Origin of the sequence: Agrococcus sp. SCSIO52902, assembly GCF_022983135.1 — a bacterium.
Taxonomy (GTDB): Bacteria; Actinomycetota; Actinomycetes; order Actinomycetales; family Microbacteriaceae; genus Agrococcus; species Agrococcus sediminis.
In genome coordinates this window covers 1,152,614-1,176,170 of sequence record NZ_CP095269.1, presented here as the reverse complement: position 1 = coordinate 1,176,170, position 23,557 = coordinate 1,152,614, and the positions used below count along the sequence as shown (strand labels likewise).

The 23,557-nt window shown below is 74.6% G+C and carries 25 protein-coding genes; 11 read left to right on the top strand and 14 right to left on the bottom strand.

The window, feature by feature from the left end; genetic code table 11:
* Positions 1-598: 598 nt before the first annotated feature.
* Together MU522_RS05825 and MU522_RS05820 are read right to left on the bottom strand one after the other, a co-directional pair.
* Positions 599-1,567, bottom strand: coding sequence for an electron transfer flavoprotein subunit alpha/FixB family protein (locus MU522_RS05825; protein ID WP_246993165.1), 969 nt, complete (start codon positions 1,565-1,567; stop codon positions 599-601).
* Positions 1,564-2,346 carry an electron transfer flavoprotein subunit beta/FixA family protein gene (locus MU522_RS05820; protein WP_246993162.1) on the bottom strand — a complete coding sequence of 261 codons (783 nt, stop codon included), beginning with the start codon at positions 2,344-2,346 and terminating at the stop codon, positions 1,564-1,566. Before MU522_RS05820 ends, MU522_RS05825 begins: the two co-directional genes overlap by 4 nt.
* Positions 2,347-2,412: 66 nt before the next feature.
* On the opposite strand from MU522_RS05820, the gene MU522_RS05815 reads away from it, so the two are divergent.
* Positions 2,413-2,946: a MarR family transcriptional regulator gene (locus tag MU522_RS05815; protein ID WP_146355860.1), complete on the top strand. Its 534-nt coding sequence runs from the start codon at positions 2,413-2,415 to the stop codon at positions 2,944-2,946.
* Between the two features lie 15 nt (positions 2,947-2,961).
* Here MU522_RS05815 and MU522_RS05810 read toward each other — a convergent pair whose 3' ends face one another.
* Genes MU522_RS05810 through MU522_RS05800 form a run of 3 tightly spaced genes read right to left on the bottom strand, consistent with a single transcriptional unit; the run spans position 2,962 to position 6,046 of the window.
* Positions 2,962-3,753, bottom strand: a complete 792-nt coding sequence (locus tag MU522_RS05810; RefSeq protein WP_246993159.1) for an enoyl-CoA hydratase-related protein — start codon at positions 3,751-3,753, stop codon at positions 2,962-2,964.
* Positions 3,750-4,862, bottom strand: a complete 1,113-nt coding sequence (locus MU522_RS05805; protein WP_246993156.1) for a 3-hydroxyisobutyryl-CoA hydrolase — start codon at positions 4,860-4,862, stop codon at positions 3,750-3,752. Before MU522_RS05805 ends, MU522_RS05810 begins: the two co-directional genes overlap by 4 nt.
* On the bottom strand, positions 4,859-6,046 hold the full coding sequence (locus MU522_RS05800; protein ID WP_246993153.1) for an acyl-CoA dehydrogenase family protein: 1,188 nt from the start codon (positions 6,044-6,046) through the stop codon (positions 4,859-4,861). The genes MU522_RS05805 and MU522_RS05800 overlap by 4 nt, the downstream gene beginning before the upstream one ends.
* A 303-nt stretch (positions 6,047-6,349) precedes the next feature.
* On the opposite strand from MU522_RS05800, the gene MU522_RS05795 reads away from it, so the two are divergent.
* From MU522_RS05795 to MU522_RS05785, 3 genes are read left to right on the top strand one after another with little or no spacing between them, the layout of a single operon-like run.
* The gene (locus MU522_RS05795) at positions 6,350-7,108 is read left to right on the top strand and encodes an SDR family NAD(P)-dependent oxidoreductase (protein WP_246993150.1); all 759 of its coding nucleotides are present in this window, start codon (positions 6,350-6,352) and stop codon (positions 7,106-7,108) included.
* A 9-nt stretch (positions 7,109-7,117) separates the two neighbouring features.
* Positions 7,118-8,278: an acyl-CoA dehydrogenase family protein gene (locus MU522_RS05790; protein ID WP_246993147.1), complete on the top strand. Its 1,161-nt coding sequence runs from the start codon at positions 7,118-7,120 to the stop codon at positions 8,276-8,278.
* 28 nt (positions 8,279-8,306) lie between these two features.
* Positions 8,307-9,491, top strand: coding sequence for a thiolase family protein (locus MU522_RS05785; RefSeq protein ID WP_246993144.1), 1,185 nt, complete (start codon positions 8,307-8,309; stop codon positions 9,489-9,491).
* A 363-nt stretch (positions 9,492-9,854) separates the two neighbouring features.
* Here the strand turns inward: MU522_RS05785 and MU522_RS05780 are convergent, their stop codons facing one another.
* The 6 genes from MU522_RS05780 to MU522_RS05755 form a co-directional block, all read right to left on the bottom strand.
* A complete protein-coding gene (locus tag MU522_RS05780; RefSeq protein WP_246993140.1) occupies positions 9,855-10,352 on the bottom strand; it encodes a glutathione peroxidase in 498 nt (165 codons plus the stop codon).
* A 54-nt stretch (positions 10,353-10,406) separates the two neighbouring features.
* Positions 10,407-11,189, bottom strand: coding sequence for a hypothetical protein (locus MU522_RS05775; protein WP_246993138.1), 783 nt, complete (start codon positions 11,187-11,189; stop codon positions 10,407-10,409).
* Positions 11,190-11,268: 79 nt separating this feature from the next.
* Complete coding sequence (locus tag MU522_RS05770; protein WP_246993136.1) at positions 11,269-12,585, bottom strand: MFS transporter; 1,317 nt, start codon at positions 12,583-12,585, stop codon at positions 11,269-11,271.
* Between the two features lie 222 nt (positions 12,586-12,807).
* Positions 12,808-13,425 carry a winged helix-turn-helix domain-containing protein gene (locus MU522_RS05765; RefSeq protein ID WP_146355868.1) on the bottom strand — a complete coding sequence of 206 codons (618 nt, stop codon included), beginning with the start codon at positions 13,423-13,425 and terminating at the stop codon, positions 12,808-12,810.
* 2 nt (positions 13,426-13,427) lie between these two features.
* Positions 13,428-13,580, bottom strand: a complete 153-nt coding sequence (locus MU522_RS05760; RefSeq protein ID WP_164877077.1) for a hypothetical protein — start codon at positions 13,578-13,580, stop codon at positions 13,428-13,430.
* Between the two features lie 205 nt (positions 13,581-13,785).
* Complete coding sequence (locus MU522_RS05755; protein WP_246993134.1) at positions 13,786-14,565, bottom strand: SseB family protein; 780 nt, start codon at positions 14,563-14,565, stop codon at positions 13,786-13,788.
* Positions 14,566-14,634: 69 nt separating this feature from the next.
* On the opposite strand from MU522_RS05755, the gene MU522_RS05750 reads away from it, so the two are divergent.
* Both MU522_RS05750 and MU522_RS05745 read left to right on the top strand, forming a co-directional pair.
* Positions 14,635-15,087, top strand: coding sequence for a metalloregulator ArsR/SmtB family transcription factor (locus MU522_RS05750; protein WP_146355872.1), 453 nt, complete (start codon positions 14,635-14,637; stop codon positions 15,085-15,087).
* A 2-nt stretch (positions 15,088-15,089) separates the two neighbouring features.
* Positions 15,090-15,761: an SRPBCC family protein gene (locus MU522_RS05745; protein ID WP_246993469.1), complete on the top strand. Its 672-nt coding sequence runs from the start codon at positions 15,090-15,092 to the stop codon at positions 15,759-15,761.
* Between the two features lie 114 nt (positions 15,762-15,875).
* Here the strand turns inward: MU522_RS05745 and MU522_RS05740 are convergent, their stop codons facing one another.
* On the bottom strand, positions 15,876-16,547 hold the full coding sequence (locus MU522_RS05740) for a hypothetical protein (RefSeq protein ID WP_246993131.1): 672 nt from the start codon (positions 16,545-16,547) through the stop codon (positions 15,876-15,878).
* Positions 16,548-16,611: 64 nt separating this feature from the next.
* Positions 16,612-16,941 carry a cupin gene (locus tag MU522_RS05735; protein ID WP_128189046.1) on the bottom strand — a complete coding sequence of 110 codons (330 nt, stop codon included), beginning with the start codon at positions 16,939-16,941 and terminating at the stop codon, positions 16,612-16,614.
* A gap of 85 nt (positions 16,942-17,026) precedes the next feature.
* Here MU522_RS05735 and MU522_RS05730 point away from each other — a divergent pair, with 85 nt between their 5' ends.
* Both MU522_RS05730 and MU522_RS05725 read left to right on the top strand, forming a co-directional pair.
* Positions 17,027-17,434: a hypothetical protein gene (locus tag MU522_RS05730; protein WP_246993128.1), complete on the top strand. Its 408-nt coding sequence runs from the start codon at positions 17,027-17,029 to the stop codon at positions 17,432-17,434.
* 133 nt (positions 17,435-17,567) lie between these two features.
* Positions 17,568-18,605 (top strand): arginine deiminase-related protein, encoded by a 1,038-nt coding sequence (locus MU522_RS05725; RefSeq protein ID WP_246993126.1) that lies wholly within the window; start codon positions 17,568-17,570, stop codon positions 18,603-18,605.
* Between the two features lie 33 nt (positions 18,606-18,638).
* Here MU522_RS05725 and MU522_RS05720 read toward each other — a convergent pair whose 3' ends face one another.
* Positions 18,639-19,796, bottom strand: a complete 1,158-nt coding sequence (locus tag MU522_RS05720; RefSeq protein WP_246993124.1) for an FAD-dependent oxidoreductase — start codon at positions 19,794-19,796, stop codon at positions 18,639-18,641.
* A 107-nt stretch (positions 19,797-19,903) separates the two neighbouring features.
* On the opposite strand from MU522_RS05720, the gene MU522_RS05715 reads away from it, so the two are divergent.
* From MU522_RS05715 to MU522_RS05705, 3 genes are read left to right on the top strand one after another with little or no spacing between them, the layout of a single operon-like run.
* On the top strand, positions 19,904-20,119 hold the full coding sequence (locus MU522_RS05715; RefSeq protein WP_128189037.1) for a cation transporter: 216 nt from the start codon (positions 19,904-19,906) through the stop codon (positions 20,117-20,119).
* 9 nt (positions 20,120-20,128) lie between these two features.
* On the top strand, positions 20,129-21,181 hold the full coding sequence (locus tag MU522_RS05710; protein ID WP_246993122.1) for a heavy-metal-associated domain-containing protein: 1,053 nt from the start codon (positions 20,129-20,131) through the stop codon (positions 21,179-21,181).
* Between the two features lie 41 nt (positions 21,182-21,222).
* Complete coding sequence (locus MU522_RS05705) at positions 21,223-23,523, top strand: heavy metal translocating P-type ATPase (protein ID WP_128189035.1); 2,301 nt, start codon at positions 21,223-21,225, stop codon at positions 23,521-23,523.
* Positions 23,524-23,557 lie beyond the last annotated feature (34 nt).

The window sequence follows — 23,557 nt, the reverse complement described above, 5'->3', positions numbered from 1 at the left end:
GCCGCCGGCGGCGCCGCTTCCTCCGCTGATCGAGGAGCGGCCGCAGGCCGCGTCTCGAGATCACCCGTCGCAGCCTCCGCGGGGGTCGTCTCGACTCCGGCGCTCCGCGCCGGGCTCGACGAGCGGGAGGGCTCCCCCGCCCGGGCCGCCGCAGCGGGCCAGGGCTCGCCTCCGGCGACGCGCGGGAGGCCGCGGCGGATCGACGTGGCGCCGTCGAGCGCGGGAGCTGCGGCTTCGACCGCCGCCGCGGGCCGCGACTCCTCCTCCGCCGATCGAGGAGCGGCCGCAGGCCGCGTCTCGAGATCATCCGGGGCGCCGGGTGCGGAGGTCGTCTCGATACGGCCGCTCTGCGGCCTACTCGACGAGCGGAGGGGGGCGGCATCCGGCCACGGCTCCCCGCCCGGCACCCTCGGCAGTCCGCGGCGCATCCCTGCCGCAGGCGCGACCCGCGGATCGGTACCGGAGATCGGCTCGGCGACGGCCACCGGCGGCGCGGCCGGCTCCGGCGCGACCGCCGCGACCGAGCCGCCCGGCGGCCAGGGCTCGCCGCCGGGCGCGCGCGGCAGCCCGCGGCGCACGACGATCGGCTCGGGCACGCTCAGCCCTTCCGCGCCTCGAGGGCGCTGATCAGCTGCGGCACGATCGTGAAGAGGTCGCCCACGACGCCGAGGTCGGCGACCTCGAAGATCGGGGCCGACGCATCCTTGTCGATCGCGATGATCGTCTTGGCCGTCTGCATGCCCGCGCGGTGCTGGATCGCGCCGGAGATGCCCACCGCGAGGTAGAGCTCGGGCGAGACCGACGTGCCGGTCTGCCCCACCTGCAGCGACTGCTCGGCATAGCCCGCGTCGACCGCGGCGCGCGAGGCGCCCACGGCCGCGCCGAGCGCGTCGGCGAGCTGCTCGACGAGCGCGAACTGCTCCTTCGAGCCGAGCCCGCGGCCGCCCGAGACGACCTTCTTGGCGCTGCGCAGATCCGGGCGCGACGAGGTCTGCGCCGCAGGCTCGAAGCCCTCGACGACCGCCGCGCGGCGACCCGACGCCTCGACGGCGAGCTCGTGCACGTCGGGCGTCGCCGCCTCGGCGCGCGCGTCGATCGCCCCGAGCCGCACGGTCGCGACGAGCGGGCCGAAGGTGGCCGCGGAGTCGACGTCGTAGGCGCCGCCGTAGACCGAGTGCCGCACCACGACGCCCTCGTCGTCGCGCGAGACGCCGACGACGTCGGCTGCGAGCGGCGCGCGCAGCCGCGCGGCGAGGCGGCCGGCGACGTCGCGCCCCTCGATGGTGGCGGGCACGAGCACGGCGTCGGGCTGCACGAGCGCGACCGCCGCCGCCGCGGCGTCGGCCGCGGGCACGCCCAGCTGGTCGCCGTCCGCGGCCGCCGTGTGCACGACCGTCGCGCCGAGCGAGGCGGCCTGCTCGGCGAGGCCGGCCAGCGCATCCGCCGGTCCGACGACGACCGCGACGGGCGTGCCGATCTCGGAGGCGGCGCCGAGCACCTCCGCGGCGCCAGCGGGGAGGCCGCCGCCGGGCGCGGCGGGCAGCACGGTGAGGATGGGGTGCGTCATGCGAGCCTCCGGTCGGCCAGGAACGCGGCGATGCGCTCGCCGGCGTCGCCCTCGTCGGTGATGATCTCGCCGGCGGCGCGCGGCGGCCGCTCGGCGACGGCGGTCATGATCGAGCGCGGCGACGCCGTCTCGTCGGCCTCGACCTCGACCTCGAGGTCGTCGAGGGTGAGCTGCTCGACCGGCTTCTTCTTGGCGTTCATGATGCCGCGCAGCGCCGGGAAGCGCGGGTCGGGCAGCGCCTCGGTGATCGACACGATCGCCGGGAGCGCGGCCTGCGCGACCATCGACCCGCCGTCGGTCGCACGGGTGCCGCGCACCGCGTCCGCCGTGATCTCGAGCGACTCGAGCCGCGTGATGGCGGGCACGTCGAGCAGCTCGGCGAGCCACGGCACCAGCACGCCGCCGACGCCGTCGGTGGATGCGTCGCCGGCGATGACGAGGTCGAAGCCGCCTCGGCGCAGGGCGGCGGCGAGCACCTCGGCGGTGCGGCCGAGGTCGGCGCCCGCGAGCCGCTCGTCGGCGACGTGCACCGCGGAGGCTGCGCCCATCGCGAGCCCCTTGCGGAGCGTCGCCTGCGCGGCCTCGGGCGCCATCGTCAGCACGACCACCTCGACGTCGGACGCCGACTCGGCGTGCCGCAGCGCCGCCTCGAGGGCGCGCTCGCCGATCTCGTCGAGCACCGTCTCGCTCGCCGCGCGGTCGGCGAGCCCGGTCTCGAGGCTGAGCACGCGCGGCCCCCAGGTGTCGGGCACGGGCTTCATGAGCACGACGATCTTCATCGCGATCCCTTCGGTGTGTCGGCGACTCGCGCCTCGGCTACGGTGATGCTCGACGAGGAGGAGCCCTTGGCCAGACCCGCGATGCCGATCGATCCGATCGCCGAGGCGCGCCGCCAGTGGCTCGCGCACGGGTGGGCGGATGCGGTGCCGGGCATGGTGCTCGTGACCTCGGTGAACCGGGCGCAGCAGCTGCTCGTCGCGCCGGTCGAGTCGACGCTGCGGCCGTTCGCGCTGTCGTTCGCGCGCTTCGAGGTGCTGCGGCTGCTCGCGTTCACGCGCGACGGGCGCATGCCGATGGGCTCGGCGACCGCGCGCCTGCAGGTGCACCCGACGAGCGTCACGAGCACGGTCGACCGGCTCGTGCGCGACGGGCTCGTGCGGCGCGAGAAGCACCCGACCGACGGGCGGGCGACGGTGCTGGCGATCACGGATGCGGGGCGCGAGCTCGTCGAGCGGGCCACGGAGGCGCTCAACGCGCAGGCGTTCGCCGACGTCGGCCTCGACGAGGCCGACGCGGCCGACCTGGTGCGCATCATCGCGCGGCTGCGCAAGCGCGCGGGCGACTTCGAGGATCCGCCGGAGCTGCCCGAGCCGCTGTAGCGGAGCGTCTCCGGCTCAACGGTGCCGGAAGCTCGGTTCGCGCTTCTCACGGAACGCCGCCATCCCTTCCTTCTGGTCGGCCGTGTCGAACAGGCCGGTGAAGAGCTCGGCCTCGACGGCGATGCCCTGCTCGAGCGGCACCTCGAGCGCCGCATCCATCGCCGCCTTCGCGGCGCGCAGGGCCGGCAGCGACTTCGCCGCGATGCCGGCGGCGACCGACTGCGCCTCGTCGAGCAGCTCGGCAGCGGGCACGACGCGCGAGACGAGCCCGATGCGCTCCGCCTCCTCGGCGCGCACGCGCCGCCCGGTGAGGATGATCTCGGCCGCCTTCGGGTAGCCGACCGCGCGCACGAGCCGCTGCGTGCCGCCGATGCCGGGGATCACGCCGAGGCTCAGCTCGGGCAGCCCGAAGACGGCGGTGTCGGCGGCCAGGATGATGTCGCACATGAGCGCCAGCTCGCAGCCGCCGCCGAGCGCGTAGCCCGACACCGCGGCGATCACCGGCTTCTGCACGTGCGCGAAGTCGAGCCACGCCTCGAAGTGCCCGCGCCCATCCGCCCCGCTCTGCCGCATCTCGGCGGCCGACCGGTCGGCCATCTCCTTGATGTCGGCGCCGGCGGCGAACGCCTTCTCGGAGCCGCTGACGACGATCGCGCCGACGCCGTCGTCGGCGTCGAGCTCGGTCGCGACCGCGACGAGCTCGCGCATGAGCTGCGCGTTGAGGGCGTTGAGCGCCTCGGGCCGGTCGAGGTGGATCCAGGCGACGCGCTCGCGCCGCTCGACGCGGATGGTCTCGAGCTCGGTCATGCGCGCTCCTCCTGCTGCGGTCGGGTGGGCAGTGCCAGGTCGCCCTCGGGCACGGGGGCGAAGCAGGCCTCCACCATCGCAGGCGTGACGCCCGCGAGCGAGGCCGGGCGCCAGCGCGGCCGGCGATCCTTGTCGACGAGCTGCGCGCGCACGCCCTCGGCGAAGTCGGGCGCGAGCGACACGTGCCGCGAGACCCGGAGTTCCTGCACGAGCGCCTCCTCGAGCGAGCCGAGCCGCCGGGCGCGCCGCAGCGCCGCGAGCGTCACCGCGACGGCGAAGGGCGAGCGCTCGGCGATGGTGTCGGCCATGGCGACGCCCTCGTCGCCGGCGGCGCGCAGCCGCGCGACGATGAGCGCCGGGTCGTCGCCGGCGAAGGCGTGGTCGATGAGCGGCCGGTTCGCCCGGAGCGTGCCGGCGGGCGGGGCGGTCGCGAGGCGCGCGACGGCGTCGTCCGGATGCGTCGTCTCGAGCAGCGCGAGCAGCTCTGGCACGCGGTCGTCGGGCACGTGCACATCGGAGAGGCCGAGCGCGATCGCGTCGGCTGCGCCGAAGTGGTCGCCCGTGAGCGCCGCGCGGGTGCCGAGCTCGCCGCTGCGGCGCGTGAGCAGCCAGGTGGCGCCGACGTCGGGCACGAAGCCGATCGTCACCTCGGGGAAGCCGATGCGGGTGCTGCCGGTGGCGACGCGGTGGCTCGCGTGGCCCGAGATGCCGACGCCGCCGCCGAGCACGATGCCGTGCTGGATCGCGACGACGGGCTTCGGGAAGCGCGCGATCGCGGCGTTCATCGCGTACTCGTCGCGCCAGAAGCGCGCGGCGCCGCGGCCGCCGTTCGACTGCACGTCGTCGCGGAGGCTCACGACGTCGCCGCCGGCGCAGAGCGCCCGCTCCCCCGCGCCCGTGATCGCCACGCGCTCGACCGCGTCGTCCGCTGCCAGCGTGCGCAGCGCATCCGCCACGTCCCGCACCATCGCGTGCGTGAGCGCGTTGAGCGCCCGCTGCCGGTCGAGCACGATCACGCCGAGCGCGCCACGGCGCTCGACGCGCACGTGCTCGTGCTCGGCGGGCGGCGCGCTCGCGCTCGTGCTCGCGCTCGGTGTCGGCTCGGTCATCGCGCCCCCAGCATGGCGCGGCCGACGATCATGCGCATCATCTCGTTGGTGCCCTCGAGGATGCGGTGCACGCGCAGGTCGCGCACGACGCGCTCGATGCCGTACTCGTGCAGGTAGCCGTAGCCGCCGTGCAGCTGCAGCGCCTCGTCGGCGACGCGGAAGCCCGCGTCGGTCGCGAACCGCTTGGCCATCGCGCACGCGACCTGCGCGTCGGGATCCTTCGCGTCGAGCTTCGCCGCCGCCCGCTCGACGAGGGCGCGGGCGGCCTGCAGCTCGGTCTCCATGTCGGCGATCTGGAACTGCACGTGCTGCCGCGACGCGAGCGGCTGGCCGAACGTGGCGCGGTCCTTGACGTACGCGATGCTGCGCTCGAGCGCCCACTGCGCGCCGCCGATCGAGCAGGCTGCGATGCCGAGGCGGCCGCCGTTCAGCCCGCGCATCGCGATGCCGAAGCCGTCGCCCTCCTCGCCGAGCCGGTCGGCCGCGGGCACGCGCACGCCGTCGAGGATCACCTGGCGCGTGGGCTGCGCGTTCCAGCCCATCTTGTGCTCGTCGGGGCCGAAGGAGAGGCCGGATGCGTCGCCCGGCACGATGAAGGCGGTCATGCCGTGCGATCCCTGCCGGTCGGGGTCGCTGCCGCCCGTGCGCGCCATGACGACGTAGACGGCCGACGAGCCCGCGCCCGAGATGAACTGCTTCGTGCCGGTGAGGACGTAGTCGTCGCCGTCGCGCACGGCCGTGGTGGCGACCGCGGCGGCGTCGGAGCCGGCGCCGGGCTCGGTGAGGCAGTAGCTCGCGAGGTCGTCCATCGAGCACAGGCGCGGGAGCCATCGCTGGCGCTGCTCGTCGGCGCCGAACTCGTCGATCATCCAGGCGACCATGTTGTGGATCGAGAGGTACGCGGCGACGGCCACGTCGCCGCGGGCGAGCTCCTCGTAGATGGCGACGGAGTCGGCGCGGGTGAGGCCCGAGCCGCCGACGTCCTCGCCGACGACGATCGCGCCGAGCCCGAGCGAGCCCGCCTCGCGCAGCGTCTCGACGGGGAACTCCTTGTCAGCGTCCCGCTGGTTCGCGAAGGGCGCGAGTCTCGCCTCGGCGAAGTCGCGCACCGCCTCGACGAGCGCGGCGCGCTCCTCTGCGGTGGCCTGGGCGGCCATCGTGCCGGCGGTGCTGGTGGCGGACATGCGCTCACGACCCCTTCGTCGCATCCGTTGTGCGTCCACGTAGATAGATGGACGTCCACATATCTACCATCCCGGGCTCGCGGCGCGCCAGCGCAGCGATGCCATCTGCCCGCGCATCGTTCGTCGACCGGCCAGGTGTGGCGCCGGCCGGATAGTCCGGCCGGCCGTGCACTGGGCCGGTTGACGAACGGCGACGAGGAGGCGGCGGGGCGCGACGGACTGCCCGCGCGGTTGAGGAAGAGCGGATGCGGTCGCTACCGTCAGGGGCGATGGCGCCGACGGCGGCGCCCGCGAAGGGTGCGCATGGACATCACGGGACAGGTGGCCCTCGTCACCGGCGGAGCATCGGGGCTCGGCCTCGCGACCACGAAGGCACTGCTCGCGCAGGGCGCGCGAGTCGTGGTGCTCGACCTGGGCAGCACGCCCGCCGCCGAGGCGGCCGCAGCGATCGAGGGCGTGACCGTGGTCGCCGCCGACGTGCGCGACGAGGCGCAGGTCTCGGCCGCCCTCGACGCCGCCGACGCGCTCGGCGACCTGCGCGTCGTGGTCAACTGCGCCGGCGTCGGCGACGCCGCGACGGTGCTCGGCAAGCAGGGCCCGTTCCCGCTCGCCCAGTTCCAGCGGGTGATCGACATCAACCTCGTCGGCACCTTCAACGTCATCCGCCTCGCCGTCGAGCGGATGGCGCGCACCGAGCCGATCGGCGAGGAGCGGGGCGTGATCGTGAGCACCGCATCCGTCGCCGCCTTCGACGGCCAGATCGGGCAGGCCGCCTACACCGCGTCGAAGGCGGGCGTCGCCGGCATGACGCTGCCGATCGCGCGCGAGCTCGCGGCGCTGCGGATCCGCGTCAACACGATCGCCCCGGGCCTGTTCGACACGCCCCTGCTCGCGGCGCTGCCCGAGCCGGCGCGCATCTCGCTCGGCCAGCAGGTGCCGCACCCGGCCCGACTCGGCGACCCCGCCGAGTTCGGCCTGCTCGTGACGCAGATCGTCGCGAACCCGATGCTCAACGGCGAGACCATCCGGCTCGACGGCGCCATCCGCATGGCGCCGAGATAGGGGGATCGGATGCGCTCCGACTACTACGACGACGACCACGCCTCGTTCCGCGAGAGCGTGCGGGAGTTCGCCGCGCGCCACGTCGCCCCGCACTACGACGACTGGGAGCGCGACGGCCTCATCGACCGCGACCTCTACCGGCGGATGGGCGAGGCGGGCCTGATCGGCATCGCCATCCCCGAGCGCTTCGGCGGCATGGAGGTCGACGACTACCGGTTCCGCATGGTGATCAGCGAGGAGCTCGCACGCGTCGGCGCTGCGGCGCTCAACGCCACGCTCGGCGTGCACGACGACATCGTCATCCCGTACCTCCTCGACCTGGCGAGCGCGGAGCAGCAGGAGCGGTGGCTCCCGGGCATGGCCGCCGGCACCTCGATCGGCGCGATCGGCATGACCGAGCCCGGCGCCGGCAGCGACCTGCAGGGCATCCACTCGAGCGCCGTCCGCGACGGCGACGGCTGGGTGCTGAACGGCTCGAAGACCTTCATCACCAACGGCATCCACGCCGACAAGGTGCTCGTCTTCGCGCGCACCGACCCGGCGGCGGGCTCCCGCGGCTTCACGCTCTTCCTCGTCGAGGAGGGCATGGCCGGCTTCGAGCGCGGCCGCAAGCTCGAGAAGGTGGGCCTCCACTCGCAGGACACCGCCGAGCTCTTCTTCCGCGACGTGCGCATCCCCGACGCCAACGTCGTGGGCGAGCCCGGCATGGGGCTCGTCTATCTCATGCAGCGACTGCCGCGCGAGCGGCTCTCGATCGCGACCGGCGCGCTCTCGTCGGCCGAGGCCGCCTACGCGTGGGGCCGCGACTACGTCTTCCAGCGCTCGGCGTTCGGCGGCCTGATCGGCGACCTGCCGACGGTGCGGTTCACGCTCGCCGAGCTCGAGACCGAGCTCGACATCGCGCGCGCCTACCTCGAGCGCTGCGTGCTGGCGCTCAACGAGGGGCACCTGACGACCGTCGACGCGTCGAAGGCGAAGTGGTGGGCGACCGAGCTCGAGCAGCGGGTCATCACCCGCAGCCTGCAGCTGCACGGCGGCTACGGCTTCATGGAGGAGTACCCGATCGCGCGCGCGTTCCGCGACTCGCGGGTGCAGACCATCTACGGCGGCACGACCGAGATCATGAAGGAGATCATCGGCCGCGACATCGCCAAGCGCGCGAAGCCGTAGCGGCGCGCGACCGGCGGGAGGGTGACGGATGCGTGAGGCAGTGATCGTCGACGCGGTGCGCACCGCGTCGGGCCGGGGCAAGCCCGGCGGAGCGCTCTCGGGGGTGCACCCCGTCGACCTGCTCGCCTCGGTGCTCGAGCAGCTCGTGGCGCGCACCGGCATCGACCCGGCGACGATCGACGACGTGATCGGCGGCTGCGTGCAGCAGGTCGGCGAGCAGTCGGGCAACGTCACGCGCAGCGCCCTGCTCGCAGCCGGCTTCCCCGAGCACGTGCCCGGCACATCCGTCGACCGGCAGTGCGGCTCGAGCCAGCAGGCCGCCACCTTCGCGGCGCAGGCGATCATGGCCGGCGCGCAGGACATCGTGATCGCGTGCGGCGTCGAGTCGATGAGCCGCATCCCGCTCGGCACGGCGGCGATCGGGCGCGACATCCACGGCTCGCGGCTCGCCGAGCGCTACCCCGACGGGCTCGTGCACCAGGGCATCTCGGCCGAGCTCATCGCGGCGAAGTGGGGGCTGTCGCGCGCCGAGCTCGACGACTTCGCCGCCCGCTCGCACGAGCTCGCGGCGGCGGCCGGCGCCGGCGGGCGCTTCGACGGCGAGCTCGTGCCGATCGACCTCGGCGACGGGCGGCAGCACCGCGTCGACGAGACGGTGCGTGCCGCGACGACGCGCGAGGGGCTCGCGGGCCTCGGCCCCTCGTTCGAGCACCCGCGCTACGCCGAGCGCTTCCCCGAGATCGCGTGGCGCATCACGCCCGGCAATGCATCGCCGCTCACCGACGGGGCGTCGGCGGCGCTCATCATGTCGCGCGAGACGGCGGATGCTCTGGGGCTCCGCCCGCGAGCGCGCTTCGTCGCGTCGTCGGTCGTCGGCGACGACCCGATCATGATGCTCACGGGGCCCATCCCGGCAACGGCGAAGGTGCTCGCGAGGGCCGGGCTCGGGATCGGCGACATCGACGCGTTCGAGGTGAACGAGGCGTTCGCGTCGGTGCCGCTCGCGTGGCTGCGGGAGACGGGCGCGCCGCTCGAGCGGGTGAACCCGCGCGGCGGCGCGATCGCGCTCGGGCACGCGCTCGGCTCGTCGGGCACGCGGCTGCTCGCGACGCTCCTCGGGCAGCTCGAGCAGACCGGCGGCCGCTACGGCCTGCAGACGATGTGCGAGGGCGCCGGCATGGCGAACGCGACGATCATCGAGCGGCTGGGCTGAGTCGCGCCATCCGCTCGTCGAACCGCGCCCGCCCTCCGCGCGTCGAGCCGCGCCCGCCCTCCGCTCGTCGAGCCGCGCCCGCCCTCCGCTCGTCGAGCCGCGCCCGCCCTCCGCTCGTCGAGCCGCGCCCGCCCTCCGCTCGTCGAGCCGCGCCCGCGCTCCGCTCGTCGAGCCGCGCCCGCAGGGCGCGAGTCGAGACGACGCTGCTGATCTCGCGCCCAGAGCTCCGCGAATATAGGGACAGTGGCGCTCATCCGCCGCCGATGACAGCCACTGGCCCTATACCTGCGAGGCGCGCGGGCGCGAGCCCCGGATGCGCCGGGCGAGCGCGGCCGCGCGGCGCGAGGAGGCGGTGGGGCCGGCTCAGGCCGCCGCGCTCCCGCGCTCCGCGAGCGCGCGCTCGATGTCGTCGCGCAGCTCGTCGGGCGTCGTCGTCGGGGCGAACCGCTCGATCACGCGGCCGTCGCGGCCGATGAGGAACTTCGTGAAGTTCCACTTGATCGCGCCGCCGAGCTTCCCCTTCTTCTCCTCCTTGAGCCACTGGAAGACCGGGTGCGTGTCGGGGCCGTTGACCGCGATCGGCGCGAACATCGGGAACGAGACCCCGTAGTTGCGCTGGCAGACCTCGGCGATCTGGTCGACCGAGTCGTGCTCCTGCTTGAACGAGTCGGAGGGGAAGCCGAGCACGACGAGCCCCTCGTCCTGCAGCTCGCGGTGCAGCTGCTCGAGGCCCTCGAACTGCGGCGTCAGCCCGCACTGGCTCGCGGTGTTCACGACCAGCACCACCTTGCCCTCGAACGCGCCGAGGTCGACCTCGCCGCCGGTGAGTGCCTCTGCCTGGAAGTCGCTGAGCGTCGTCATGCCGACCACCCTGCCGGGCCTTGCTATGCGCGGCCCGAGAGCGGCGCATCCGCCTCAGTCCGAGTGCGTCGGCGCGGGTCGCTCGAGGCCGTCGAAGGGCGCGATGCCCGAGCGGTAGGCGTGCTCGTCGACTTCGGAGATGACGGTGGCGCCGACCGTGATCGCGAGCTGCTGCTGCGGAGCCGAGCTCGCGTCCTCGGGCGCACCGACTCCGCGATCGACGTCGCTCAGCACCACGGAGACCCACTCGGCGCCCCTCGACGCGGCGCCGAGCCACAGCCACATCGCTGACGGATCGAGCGAGCCGTGCTGCGCGACCACGTCGGCATCGCGCTCCGCCCGGCTCTGCTGCGGCAGCGGCGCCCGGTCGAAGTCCCAGACGATGGCGTCGAAGCCGTGCCGAGCGAGCTCGGTGTCGAGGGCGGCGGCGAGCGCGGGCCAGTCGTCCGGCGCCTGCGCGACCCACAGCCCGGCGGAGTTGGAGGTGCGGTGCATCGTCGCACCGCCGTAGCCGTTGCCGTCGTGCTCGAAGACGCCGCCCTCGTCTGCGCGCTCCCAGGCGAGTCCCGGGGCATGTGCGTCGACAGCGCGCTGCAGGTCGTCGAGCAGCAGCTCGCCGACCTCCTCGACCTGCTCGGCGCGCGGCGCGGCCAGCACATCGGCGGGGTCGACGTACGGCTCGCCGGGGTAGTCGGCCCACGACAGCTCGACCTGCTGACCGCCGGGGCCGGTCACGATCGTGGTGGGCGAGGGCGGTTGCACCAGCGCGCAGCCCGCCAGCACGCCGACGAGCGCGATCGCTGCGAAGGCGATGGAGGGGCGGCTGCGGCTGTGCATGGGCTCAGGCTGGCACGCGCCGGTCAGCGCGTGGCCGGATGGGCCCCTGAATCATCCGCGAGGAGGACACCCTCCGCGCTCACTCGTCCGGTGTCGCGGCGCGGGGGCCAGGGCTCGCGGGCGCGGTCGCGGCCGCCGCATCGAGCCGGCGACCGGCCCACACCGCGGCGGCCGCGAGCAGCACGCCGACCGCGGCGACGAGGATCAGCCAGCGGAAGTCGACCGCGACGAGGAGCGCCGATCCGAGCGCGAGCAGCAGCATCTGCGGCACGTTGATCGACACGTTGAGGGCCGCCGACGTGCGGCCCTGCAGGCGCGGCGGCGTCAGCCGCATGCGCAGCGTGACGACGCCGACGATCACCCACGGCACGCCGAACCCGATGAGGCTCTGCACCGCGCCCAGCCCGGCCCAGCGCATCCACGCCTCCGCGAGCGGCCACTGCACGAGCGCCCACGCGGCGAGCGTGCCGAGCCCGAGGAGCGCCAGCCCCCAGCCGACCAGGCGGCGCTCGCCGATGCGGCGCAGCATCCAGGCGGCGCAGAGGCCGCCGGCGAGCGCGCCGACGCCCTGGATCGCCTGCGCGGGGCCGAGGGCCGCGGGCCCCTCCTGCAGGCCGTGCTCGACGAGCGGGAAGATCGTGGCGTTCAGCAGGCCCGTGAGGCCGAAGCCGGCGGCGACCGCGATCGTGAGCAGCCGCAGCAGCGGGTCGGCGAGGAGCGCGCGGAAGCCCGCCGAGAGCCCGTGCCAGTACGTCTCGCCCTCGAGGCGCGGCTGCGGCTCGGACTCCTGCAGGCGGATGGTCGACATCATCACCGCCATCACGAGGAAGCCGGCGGTCGCGAGCGCGATGACCGCCCACGGGCCGGCCGCGACGTAGAGCGCGGCGCCGAGCGCCGGGCTCACGATGCGGCAGCCGTTGTCGATCGAGGTGAAGATGCCGTTCGCGCCCGCGAGCTCCTCGTCGGGCAGCAGGTCGCGCAGCAGCCCCGACTGCGCCGCGGCGGTGAGGTAGGCGGCCAGGCCGTAGCCGAACGTGGCGGCGTAGATGAGCCACACGTGCTGCGCGCCCTGCACGAGCAGGAGCGTGAGCACGACGGCGGCGGTGCCGAGGTTGGTGGCGATGAGCAGGGGCCTCCGGTGCACGCGGTCGGCGAGCTGGCCGGCGAACGGCGCGAGCAGCGCCGGCAGGCCGATGAAGAGGAACACGAGCGCGCCGGCCGCGTCGGAGCCGGTGAGCTCCTTCACCCAGATGGCGAGCACGAGGTAGAGGGCGCTGTCGCCGAGGTTGGTGGCGACCCAGCCGACCATGAGGCGCCGGTAGGCCGGGCGGCGCATGGGGCTCGGCGGCCTGGGGGCGGATGCGACGGGTGCGGTGGCGGCGGCGGTGCCGGTCATGGCGGGTCTCCTCGGGGAGGGGCGGCGGGGTGGAGGCGCGGCGAGCGAGGGTGGGGTCGTCTCGATACGGCCCTGCGGGCCTACTCGACGAGCGGGGGGACGGGCGGGGTCGTCTCGATACGGCCCTGCGGGCCTACTCGACGAGCGGGGGTGGTGGGGGCGGGGTCGTCTCGATACGGCCCTGCGGGCCTACTCGACGAGCGGGAGGGGTGAGGCGGCGCGCTACGGCGTCGGCTCGGACGCCGGGTCGGGGTTGACCGCGCCGAAGAAGTGGGCCTTGCGGCTGCCCGAGGGGCGGGTCGCCGGGTCGGCCTCGCGGCCGTGGAAGCGCTCGGTGAGCCGGGCGATGTCGCCCGAGAGCTCCGAGAGCTCCTCGGCCGTCGCCCAGAAGGTCGAGAGGTTGACGGTGACGCCCTCGACCCACTCCGGCTCCTCGGCGCGGGTCATGAAGAAGTCGACGAGGCGAGCGGCCTCGTGCTGCACGTAGAGCGCGCCGATCGTGGCGGAGGTGCGCAGCGATGCCGGGTCGGAGGGGTCGGGGCGCAGGTCGCGGCTGCGGTGGGCGGGCCGCCACGGCTTCGACGTGCCCTGCGCCTCGGCGCGCTCGATGAAGCCGGCCTTGGCGAGGGAGCGCAGGTGGAACGAGCAGTTCGAGGGGCTCTCCCCCACCTGCTCGGCGATCTGGGTGGCCGTCGCCTCGCCCAGCTCGTCGATGACGGCGAGGATCTCGACGCGCAGCGGGTGCGCGAGCGCCCGCAGCACCGCGGGGTCGCTCGTGCGCAGGTCGGGCTTGTCGTGCCGGCCCTCGCTGCGCTGCTGCGCGTCGCGCTCCTCAGCCATGCTCAGATCCAACCACGCTGGATCATCGCCTCCGCGCGTACGCGGTCGTAGCGGCGCTCGGTGCGCTCCGCCTCGAGCCGTGCGCGGTGCCGCTCGTCGGCGCTCATGCCGATGACGCGGAGCGTCGTGGTGCGGATGCGGTCGGTGCGTCCCATGGGATGCCTCCTCGGTCTGTGCCGGCGATGGTCCCTGGGTGGTGCCGACATCCGAAAGAATACTTTCAAAGCATTCGCTTCGCAACAGTTCTTTCAAAAGAACCGCTTCGGCGTGTCGGGCGGTGCCGCGGGCACGACTGAGGGCCCCGACACCGTCACGGCGTCGGGGCCCGGTCGGCGACTCAGCAGCGCCGTGAGGTGCGGCTCAGGAGCCCGCGAGCTCCTCGGCGCTGAGCTCGACCCAGGGGCCTGCCGGGTTGATGACGAGCGATGAGAGGGTGCTGCTGCCGCGCAGCATCTCGAGCACCTTGGTGGTGGTGGTGGGGATGACGCCGTCGCGCGGCTCGCGGGCCGCGACCTCGGGCGCCGACGTGTAGGCGAGCAGCGCGACGGTGCCGTCGGGCCGCCGGCTCACCCGCAGCCGGGGCTTGCCCTCGTGCACCTGGCCGGCCTCGAGCGCGCCGGCGAGCAGCAGCGGCGCGTCGACGCGCAGCGCCGCGAGCACGTCGGCGGGCGTGGCGAGGCCGGCGTCGGCCGCGGCGATGACGCGCTGCAGGGCCTCGTTGCGGGGGTGGCGCAGCGCGCCGTCGATGTCGGCCGACGAGAGCGCGGCGGTCGTCTCGGCCGGGTCGATGAAGAGCCAGCCGGCGCCCTGCCGCTTCGCCATCTCGAGCACAGCGGAGGCCGGCTGCGCGACCGACTGCACGCGCGTGCCCTCGGGGTGCATGCGGGCGATCTCGTCGTTGCTCGTGAAGGCGAGCAACGCCCGCTTGCCGTCGGGGCCGACCCTGCTGCTGATGCGGATGCGGGCGCGCTCCTGCAGGCGGCCGTCCTTGACCTCCATGTCGGAGCCCGTCGCGTCGAGCAGCAGCTCGCCGGCGAGCGCCGCGCGCAGCACGTGCACGACGGTCTCGGGCTTGGGGTCGGCGGCGAACGCCGCGACCGCTCGGCGCAACCGCGCGTTGTCGACCAGCTGTCCGCTCATGGCCCCACGCTATCCCGTGCGAGACATCTCACCGTTGACGTATATAAGCGGCGATGCAACCATTGCCCCATGCACGCGCTCGACGTCCTCGGCGATCCCGTGCGGCGACGCATCCTCGAGCTGCTCGCCGACGGCGAGGCGAGCGCGGGCGCGATCGCCGCCGCGATCGGCGCGGAGTTCGGGATCAGCCAGCCCGCCGTGAGCCAGCACCTGCGGGTGCTGCGGGAGCAGGGCTTCGCGACCGTGCGGCCCGAGGGCCAGCGGCGCCTCTACGCCGTCGACCCGGCCGGGCCCCGAGCGGCCCGCGAGTGGCTGAGCGCCTTCGACGCCTTCTGGATCCCGAGGCTCGCCGCGCTCGACACCGAGCTCGCGCGCGGGCGGAGGCGGCGACGGCTCGCAGCGGAGCGCGAGGGCGGCGCAGCGGCACCGGTCGCCTCCGACGCCGGCCGGGCCGACGCATCCGCCCATGACGACGGCGAGGGCGACCGCCCCGCCTCCCCCACCCCGACGAAGGAGCGATGACCATGGTGGATGTGCTGGCCCAGCTGGGCGCGGTCGACCGGACGGTGCAGGGCACCCAGATCGATGGCGAGCCCGCGCGGCTGCAGAGCCTCGCGCAGACCTACGACGCGCCGATCGACGACGTGTGGGATGCGGTGACGAGCCCGGAGCGCATCGCGCGGTGGTTCCTGCCGGTCTCGGGCGAGCTGCGGCTCGGCGGCCGCTACCAGCTCGAGGGCAACGCGGGTGGCGAGGTGCTCGAGTGCGAGCCGCCGGCCGACGGCGCGGCCCGCTACCGCGCGACGTGGGAGTTCGGCGGCGGCGTGACCTGGCTGACCGTGCGGCTCGCGAGCCTCGGCGAGCGCACGCGGCTCGTGCTCGAGCACGTGGCCCGCGAGGCGGACGTGCCGGCCGAGATGCGGGAGACCTTCGGGCCGGGCGCGACCGGCGTCGGCTGGGACGGCGGCCTGCTGGGCCTCGGGCTGCACCTGGCCGCGCCTGACACGGCGATGACGCCGGCCGAGGGCGAGGCGTGGGCGGCGACCGAGGAGGGCAACGCCTTCTACCGGGGCGCGGCCGACGCGTGGGCCGAGGCCTCGATCGCGGCCGGCACCGATCGCGAGACGGCCCGGCGGCAGGCGGATGCGACGTACGGGTTCTACACGGGCACGCTCGACCTGGGCGGCGGCGCGTAGGCGGGCTGCCTGCGGCGGACGCCTGCGTGCACGGATCGAGGAGCGGTCACCGGATGAGGACGGCGCGTCCTCGATCCGTGCGCGAGGCCTGGATCGTCCTCGCCCGGTGACGGGTCAGGCGCGACGCGCCGCGTCGCGCGGGCGCAGCGCCCCGCCCATCCACCGCCATGCCCCGGCCCCAGCCATGGCGCCGACCACGGTGCCGATGAACCCGGCGGCCAGCGCCGCGATGGCGAAGCTCGTCGCCGGGTCGCCCTCGGGCTCCAGCAGGGAGGTCACGATCGCGACGGCCACGGCGACGAGGTGCACGGGCACGGTCGCGATCGCGGCCGCGGCCGCCGTGATGCCGAGCGCGCGGCCCGCTCCCCAGCGCCGCAGCCGCAGCCAGCTCAGCAGCAGGCCCAGCAGGCACAGCACGGTGCCGATGGCGACGACGCCGACGGTGATCGGCGTCACGATCTCGGCGATGCCGTCCGCGACCGGGTTCACGCCCGACCACAGGTAGACGAGGGGCGTGATGAGGGCGGAGACCCCGACGATGAACGCCCAGAAGAGCAGGATGACGCCGCCGAGCGCCGTCCCGACGCCGAGCAGCGCGCCGCTCGCGGCGCCGAGTCGCAGCAGCCGACGGCGCTCCGCGTCGGTGAGCGGCGGGCGCGGCGCGGCGGGCTGCTGCCACGTGACCCGAGGGTGCGCGGCGAGCTGCTGCGGCATCGACTGCGGGTGCGGCCAGGTCGGCTGCGGCGGCTGCCACGGCTGCGGGGCGCCCTGCGGCGGGAGGCTCATGCCGCGACCGTAGGGGCGCACGCCTGCGAACCCGCTGGGATGCGCGCGGGTGCCGCGGGTGGCGTCACCGGACGGCGACCGTCAGCAGCACCGCCGCATCCGTCACCGCGTCGAGCGCGTGCCGCTCGTCGGGGATGCCGACCACGTCGCCGGCCGACGCCTCGAGCTCGCCCGCGGCCCAGCGCAGCCGCACCGTGCCGGTGAGCACCTGCAGCGTCGCCTCGCCGCCCGCCTCGTGCTCGTCGAGACCGCGCCCCGCCGCGAGCCCCATCACCGTCTGGCGCAGCGCCGCGTCGCGGCCCGATCGGATCGACCGCCCGGCTCGCCCGCTGCTCGCCTCGCGGGCGGCGGCGAGCAGCTCGTCGGCGAGCGAGGGCAGGTGCACGGGGTCCATGGAGCCATCATGCCGCGCGGGCGTCCGCGGCTCTACCCTCGGCATCAGCGAAGGCGCGCTGAGAGCGCGAGCTCAGGAGGCGACGATGACGACGGATGCGACCCGGCCGGGGGCGGACGAGGAGCCGGTCGTGCGCGCCTCGCGCATCCTCGCGACGACGGGCGAGCTCGGCGCCGCAGCCGGCCCGGACGCCCGCGGCGCGATCTGGCGGCTCGAGGAGGCCGAGCGGCACCTCGACGCGAACGTGATCGCGCTGCCGCCGGGCGAGCGCATCGAGGCGCACGCCGGCCCGGACGAGGACGTGCTGTGGCACGTGATCGCAGGCTCGGGCGCGCTCTCGACCGACGACGGCGAGCTCGAGCTGCTGCCGGGCGCCATCGTGTGGCTGCCGCGGCGCTCGACGCGCGCCGTCATCCCCGGCCCCGAGGGCCTCCGCTACCTCTCCGTGCATCGCCGCAAGCCCGGCCTCGGGATCGGTCGCGCGCCCGCGTGATGCGGCGCCGCAGCCGGAATCGAGCGCCCTGGCGCTGAAGACGCACGCTTTCGCCCGTCGCGACCCCTCGCCGCGCCAGCACCTTGCGCGAACGCCCGATACGCGCGCGCCCGCGCCGCTAGATTCGGCAGGTGTGAGCGCCACCGCCCCCGAAGCCGTCATCCTGATCCGCGCGCTGCAGTTCCGGCCCAACCCGGCGACCGCGGCCGACAACGCCTTCCAGGCCGAGCCCGACGACGGCGAGACGCCCGACGAGACCGCCGCGAAGGCGCTCGCCGAGATGGACGCGGTCGCCGAGGCGCTCCGGGCGGTCGGCGTCACGGTGCACGTGTTCGAGGACGAGGACCACACGCGCCCCGACAGCGTGTTCCCCAACAACTGGCTCTCCACCCACGCCGGCGGCGCCGTCGCCGTCTACCCCATGTACGCATCCAACCGCCGGCATGAGCGCCGGACCGACGTGCTCGAGATGCTGAAGAGCACGTACCGGGTGCAGACGATCATCGACTACTCGGGGCTCGAGCCCGACGGCATCTTCCTCGAGGGCACCGGCGCGATGGTGCTCGACCACGTCTCGCGCGTCGCGTACATGGCGCGCAGCCACCGCGCCGACACGAACGTGCTCGAGCGGTTCTGCACCGACTTCATGTACGAGCCGATGGTCTTCGACGCCGTCGACGCCGACGGCGTGCCCGTCTACCACACCAACGTCATCGCGTGCGTGGGCACCGACGTGGCGCTCTTCGCGCTCGACATGATCCCGGATGCGCGGCGTCGGCAGGAGGTGCGCGAGCGGCTCGAGGTGCACTGCCGGAAGGTCGTCGAGCTCACCGAGGAGCAGGTGCGCGAGTTCGCCGGGAACGCGGTGGAGCTCTCGGGTCGCCGGCCCGACGGTCGCCGCCGCACGATCATGGCGATGTCGGAGCGGGCGCGCAGGTCGCTGCGGCCCGACCAGATCGCGATGATCGAGGAGTCGTGCGAGATCGTCGCGGTCGACATCCCCACGATCGAGCTCGCGGGCGGCTCGGTTCGCTGCATGATCGCGGGCGTGCACCTCGACCCGCGGCCCGCGCGCGAGCCCGAGCTCACCGAGGCGGTCGAGGCGATCGCCGAGGAGCCCGAGACGATGGACGGCGCCGAGGCGGCGTCGGAGCTGGAGACCGCGGGCTGAGCCGACGGCGGCGGATGCCCGCGGCGCCGGGCGTCAGAGTCGCGCGGCGGCCCGCGCGACGTGCGGCCCGGCGTTCCAGCCGGCGACGCCCGTGAGCGCCCCGCCCTCGTCGGCGAACTCGGTGAGCAGCCCGCCGCCGTCGAGCTCGGCGACGGTCTCGCGCGCATCCGCCCCCCGCACGCCGCGGCCCACGATGACGGCGCCGTGCACCATGAGCGTGAAGCCCGTCGTCGATGCCCAGGGACCTGGGTCGTCGCCGAGCCCGAGGTCGTGGAGGACCGTGCGCGCCGCATGCGCGCCCTGCGCCACCGCAGCGTCCCAGTGGTGGGCCCGCGCCGCACCCGTCGGTGGGTGCGCGACGCTGCCGGCGGCGTAGATCCCCGCCCCCGCCTCGGCCCGCAGGCGGTCGTCGACGGGGATCGCCCCGTCGAAGCCCGCCCACGCTGCATCCGCGCGCGAGCCGACGGCCACGAGCACGGCGTCGGCGGCGATCTCGGTGCCGTCGGAGAGCTCGACGACGGCGGCATCGCCGGCGCCGGCGCCGGGCGCGGCGCGGATCGCGCGGACCTCGGCGCCCAGTCGCGCGTCGACCCGCTCGGACTGCAGCGCTGCGAGCCGCCCGGCGATCTCGGCGCCGAGGGCCGCGCGGAGCGGTAGGGGCGAGCGGCCGATCAGCGTGACGCGGGCACCCGCTGAGGCGAAGTGGCTCGCGACCTCGGCGCCGATGAACCCCGCCCCCAGCACGACGAGCCTCGCGCCCGAGGGCTCGGGGATCGCGCGGCGCAGCGCCTCGGCGTCCGGCGCGCGGTGCATCGCGTGCAGCCGCACCGCCGGGTCGACGGCGATCGCCGCGTCGAGGGTGCGCGGGGCGCTGCCGGGTGCGAGCACGACCGCGATGCCGCGCAGGACCCGGCCGTCGTCCAGGACGATGGCCCGCTCCGTGCCGTCGAGGCGCGCGGCGCGGGCGTCGATCACCTCGACATCCGGCAGCGGCGGGAGCGCGATCTGCTCGGCCGTCAGCAGTCCGGGCAGCACCCCCTTGTCGACGAGGGTGCGGTTGATCGGCGCGGCGCCCTCGCCGTTGATCAGTCGGATGGGCCCGGAGAACCCTTCGGTCCGGAGTGCACGGGCGCAGCCGTGCCCCGCCGCCCCGGCACCCACGATCAGCACTGCCTGCTCGAACGACGACATCCGTCCCGCCTCTCCTCGCGACCGCTTGCGCGGATACCCCCCTGGGGTATACCTTTCACGGTAACAGCACGGAGGGCCGATCGGGCCCGCGGATCCAGGAGGCGACCATGACGACGACCGAGTACCAGGTGACCGGGATGACCTGCGGCCACTGCGAGGGCGCGATCCGCAGCGAGGTCGGCCAGATCGCCGGCGTCTCCGGCATCGAGGTCAGCGCCGCCACCGGCCACCTCGCGGTCTCGACCGCAGGCGACGCGCCCGTCGACGACGCGGCCGTGCTCGCCGCCGTCGAGGAGGCCGGCTACGAGGCACGCGTCGCCTGACGCACCACGGTGCCCGCCCGCATCGGCACGCACCGCATCCCGCTCCGCTCCCCACGCAGCCCCGACGAAGAGGACCCGATGAACACTCCCGCCCGTCTCAGCATCTACGGCCTCGGCCTGGTCGCCGCCTTCGGCGCAGCCTTCCTGGTCGCCGGCGCGGTGGTGCCCGACTCCGCCGTCGAGGCTCGCGCCGCAGAGGTCGAGGAGGGCCATGGCGCCCACGAGGAGACGGTGCTGCCCGACGAGGCGGCCTCCGCCGCGCTCCCGGGCCTCTCGCTCGACGCCGACGGCTACCGGCTGAGCCCGATCACGGCGCCCGACGCGGTCGGCGAGGAGGAGGAGCTGCGCTTCTCGGTGCTCGGTGCCGACGACCAGCCGCTGCTCGAGTACACCGAGGAGCACGAGAAGGACCTGCACCTCATCGTCGTCCGCCAGGACGGCAGCGAGTTCCGGCACGTGCACCCCGAGATCGACGCCGAGGGCACGTGGTCGCTCCCCTGGAGCTGGGAGGAGGCGGGCACCTACCGCGTCTTCGCCGACTTCACGCCGGGCGGCGCCGAGAGCGGCGTGACGCTCACCCGCACCCTCAGCGTCGCCGGCGACTTCGAGCCCGCCGCCCAGGAGGACGAGGTGCGCACCTCGCAGGCCGGCGACTTCGAGGTCGAGCTCATCGGCGACCTGGCCGCAGGCGGCAGCTCGACGCTCACTGTCGAGGTCACTCGCGACGGCCAGCCCGTGACCACCATGGAGCCGTACCTCGGCGCCTTCGGCCACCTCGTGGCGCTGCGCGACGGCGACCTCGCCTACCTGCACGTGCACCCCGAGGGCGCCGAGCCGGAGGCGGGTCAGCTCTCCGGCCCCACCGTCGAGTTCGCCACCGAGGCGCCGACGCCCGGCCGCTACCTCCTCTACTTCGACTTCCAGGTCGACGGCGAGGTGCAGACCGCCTCGTTCGTGCTCGGCACCGACGGGGAGGCCTCCGAGAGCGGCACGTCCGACGAGGGCGACCACGAGGAGCCCGCCGAGGGCGACACGCACGACGACGGCGAAGACGACCACTGAGCCGCTGACGCTCCCCCACGCGAACGCAAGGATCGAACATCATGTCCACACCCGAAGTCGTCAGCGAACGGCCCGCGAGCAGCTACGAGATCGAGATCGGCGGCATGACGTGCTCGTCGTGCGCGATGCGCATCGAGAAGAAGCTGAACAAGCTCGAGGGCGTCGAGGCGTCGGTGAACTACGCCACCGAGAAGGCCAGGGTCTCGGCCCCCGAGGGGTTCGACCCGTCGCTGCTCATCGCGGAGGTCGAGAAGACCGGCTACACGGCGACCCTGCCCAAGCCGAAGGCCGCTGAGCCGCAGCCCGGCGACGAGGACGAGCCCGTCGACCACGAGCTCGTGGCACTCCGGCAGCGGCTCATCGGCTCCATCGTGCTCTCGGTGCCGGTCATCCTCATGGCGATGATCCCCGCGCTGCAGTTCACCTACTGGCAGTGGCTCTCCCTCGCCCTCGCGTCGCCCGTCATCGTCTGGGCGGCCTGGCCGTTCCACCGCGCGGCATGGATGAACCTGCGCCACGGCGCGGCGACCATGGACACCCTGGTGTCGGTCGGCACCGGCTCCGCGTTCATCTGGTCCCTGTTCGCGCTCTTCTTCGGCACCGCCGGCGTCCCGGGCATGACGCACCCCTTCGAGCTGTCGATCGCGCCGAGCGACGGCGCCGCGAACATCTACCTCGAGGTCGCCGCCGGCGTCACGATGTTCATCCTCGCGGGGCGCTACTTCGAGAAGCGCTCGAAGCGCCAGGCGGGAGCGGCGCTGCGCGCGCTGCTCGAGCTCGGCGCGAAGGACGTCGCGGTGATGCGCGGCGGCGCCGAGGTGCGCATCCCGATCGACGAGCTCGCGGTGGGCGACGAGTTCGTCGTGCGCCCCGGCGAGAAGATCGCGACCGACGGCGTGATCGTCTCCGGCATGTCGGCCATCGACGCGTCGATGCTGACCGGCGAGTCGGTCCCCGTGGAGGCCGGCCCGGGCGACGCCGTCACGGGCGCGACCGTCAACGCGAGCGGCCGGCTCGTCATCCGGGCCACGCGGGTCGGCTCCGACACGCAGCTCGCGCAGATGGCCAAGCTGGTCGAGGATGCGCAGTCGGGCAAGGCCGAGGTGCAGCGCCTCGCCGACCGGGTCTCGGGCATCTTCGTGCCGGTCGCCATCGGGATCGCGGTCGTCGCGCTCGGCGCCTGGCTCGGCGCCGGCTTCCCGGTCGCGAGCGCCTTCACCGCCGCGGTCGCGGTGCTCATCATCGCCTGCCCCTGCGCGCTCGGCCTCGCGACGCCGACGGCGCTGCTCGTCGGCACGGGCCGCGGTGCGCAGATGGGCATCCTGATCAAGGGCCCGGAGGTGCTCGAGTCGACCCGCAAGGTCAACACGATCGTGCTCGACAAGACCGGCACCGTCACGTCCGGCAGGATGACGCTCGTCGACGCGGTCGCCGCGCCGGGCACCGACCGCGGCCAGCTGCTGCGCCTCGCCGGCGCGATCGAGGACGCCTCCGAGCACCCGATCGCCCAGGCGATCGCCAAGGGCGCCACCGAGGAGCTCGACCTCCTGCTGCCGCCGGTCGAGGACTTCCGCAGCATCGAGGGCAAGGGCGTCACCGGCGTCGTCGACGGGCACGCGGTGCTCGTCGGCCGCCAGTCGCTGCTCGACGACTGGTCGGTGGCCGTCGATGACGAGCTGCAGCGCCGCAAGGCCGCAGCCGAGGAGCAGGGCAAGACCGCCGTGCTCGTGGCCTGGGACGGCGAGATCCGCGGCCTCCTGGTCGTCGCCGATACCGTCAAGCCGACGAGCGCGCAGGCGATCCGGCAGTTCCGCGAGCTCGGGCTGACGCCGATCCTGCTCACGGGCGACAACGAGACGGTCGCGAAGCGGATCGCCGCCGAGGTGGGCATCGACGAGGTCATCGCCGAGGTGCTGCCGAGCGACAAGGCCGACGTCATCTCGCGGCTCCAGTCCGAGGGCAAGGTCGTCGCGATGGTCGGCGACGGCGTCAACGACGCGGCGGCGCTCGCGCAGGCCGACCTGGGCCTCGCCATGGGCACCGGCACGGACGCCGCCATCCAGGCATCCGACATCACGCTCGTCAGGGGCGACCTGCGCAGCGCGGCCGACGCCATCCGACTCGCCCGCAGGACCCTCGGCACCATCAAGGGCAACCTGTTCTGGGCCTTCGCCTACAACGTGGCCGCCATCCCGCTCGCGGCCTTCGGCCTGCTCAACCCGATGCTCGCCGGTGCGGCGATGGCGTTCTCCAGCGTCTTCGTCGTCGGCAACAGCCTCCGCCTTCGCTCCTTCAAGAGTCGCGCGGTGGACCCCCAGACGTCGGCGGCCGCGCGCGCCTAGCGCCGGCGACGACGACTGACCTCACCCACACCCC

What these genes read in the sequence shown, in the direction of transcription:
- MU522_RS05825 (WP_246993165.1), bottom strand. Translation starts at nt 1,567, where the DNA reads ATGACGCACCCCATCCTCACCGTGCTGCCCGCCGCGCCCGGCGGCGGC.
- MU522_RS05820 (WP_246993162.1), bottom strand. Translation starts at nt 2,346, where the DNA reads ATGAAGATCGTCGTGCTCATGAAGCCCGTGCCCGACACCTGGGGGCCG.
- MU522_RS05810 (WP_246993159.1), bottom strand. Translation starts at nt 3,753, where the DNA reads ATGACCGAGCTCGAGACCATCCGCGTCGAGCGGCGCGAGCGCGTCGCC.
- MU522_RS05805 (WP_246993156.1), bottom strand. Translation starts at nt 4,862, where the DNA reads ATGACCGAGCCGACACCGAGCGCGAGCACGAGCGCGAGCGCGCCGCCC.
- MU522_RS05800 (WP_246993153.1), bottom strand. Translation starts at nt 6,046, where the DNA reads ATGTCCGCCACCAGCACCGCCGGCACGATGGCCGCCCAGGCCACCGCA.
- MU522_RS05795 (WP_246993150.1), top strand. Translation starts at nt 6,350, where the DNA reads ATGGACATCACGGGACAGGTGGCCCTCGTCACCGGCGGAGCATCGGGG.
- MU522_RS05790 (WP_246993147.1), top strand. Translation starts at nt 7,118, where the DNA reads ATGCGCTCCGACTACTACGACGACGACCACGCCTCGTTCCGCGAGAGC.
- MU522_RS05785 (WP_246993144.1), top strand. Translation starts at nt 8,307, where the DNA reads ATGCGTGAGGCAGTGATCGTCGACGCGGTGCGCACCGCGTCGGGCCGG.
- MU522_RS05780 (WP_246993140.1), bottom strand. Translation starts at nt 10,352, where the DNA reads ATGACGACGCTCAGCGACTTCCAGGCAGAGGCACTCACCGGCGGCGAG.
- MU522_RS05775 (WP_246993138.1), bottom strand. Translation starts at nt 11,189, where the DNA reads ATGCACAGCCGCAGCCGCCCCTCCATCGCCTTCGCAGCGATCGCGCTC.
- MU522_RS05770 (WP_246993136.1), bottom strand. Translation starts at nt 12,585, where the DNA reads ATGACCGGCACCGCCGCCGCCACCGCACCCGTCGCATCCGCCCCCAGG.
- MU522_RS05765 (WP_146355868.1), bottom strand. Translation starts at nt 13,425, where the DNA reads ATGGCTGAGGAGCGCGACGCGCAGCAGCGCAGCGAGGGCCGGCACGAC.
- MU522_RS05760 (WP_164877077.1), bottom strand. Translation starts at nt 13,580, where the DNA reads ATGGGACGCACCGACCGCATCCGCACCACGACGCTCCGCGTCATCGGC.
- MU522_RS05755 (WP_246993134.1), bottom strand. Translation starts at nt 14,565, where the DNA reads ATGAGCGGACAGCTGGTCGACAACGCGCGGTTGCGCCGAGCGGTCGCG.
- MU522_RS05750 (WP_146355872.1), top strand. Translation starts at nt 14,635, where the DNA reads ATGCACGCGCTCGACGTCCTCGGCGATCCCGTGCGGCGACGCATCCTC.
- MU522_RS05745 (WP_246993469.1), top strand. Translation starts at nt 15,090, where the DNA reads ATGGTGGATGTGCTGGCCCAGCTGGGCGCGGTCGACCGGACGGTGCAG.
- MU522_RS05740 (WP_246993131.1), bottom strand. Translation starts at nt 16,547, where the DNA reads ATGAGCCTCCCGCCGCAGGGCGCCCCGCAGCCGTGGCAGCCGCCGCAG.
- MU522_RS05735 (WP_128189046.1), bottom strand. Translation starts at nt 16,941, where the DNA reads ATGGACCCCGTGCACCTGCCCTCGCTCGCCGACGAGCTGCTCGCCGCC.
- MU522_RS05730 (WP_246993128.1), top strand. Translation starts at nt 17,027, where the DNA reads ATGACGACGGATGCGACCCGGCCGGGGGCGGACGAGGAGCCGGTCGTG.
- MU522_RS05720 (WP_246993124.1), bottom strand. Translation starts at nt 19,796, where the DNA reads ATGTCGTCGTTCGAGCAGGCAGTGCTGATCGTGGGTGCCGGGGCGGCG.
- MU522_RS05715 (WP_128189037.1), top strand. Translation starts at nt 19,904, where the DNA reads ATGACGACGACCGAGTACCAGGTGACCGGGATGACCTGCGGCCACTGC.
- MU522_RS05705 (WP_128189035.1), top strand. Translation starts at nt 21,223, where the DNA reads ATGTCCACACCCGAAGTCGTCAGCGAACGGCCCGCGAGCAGCTACGAG.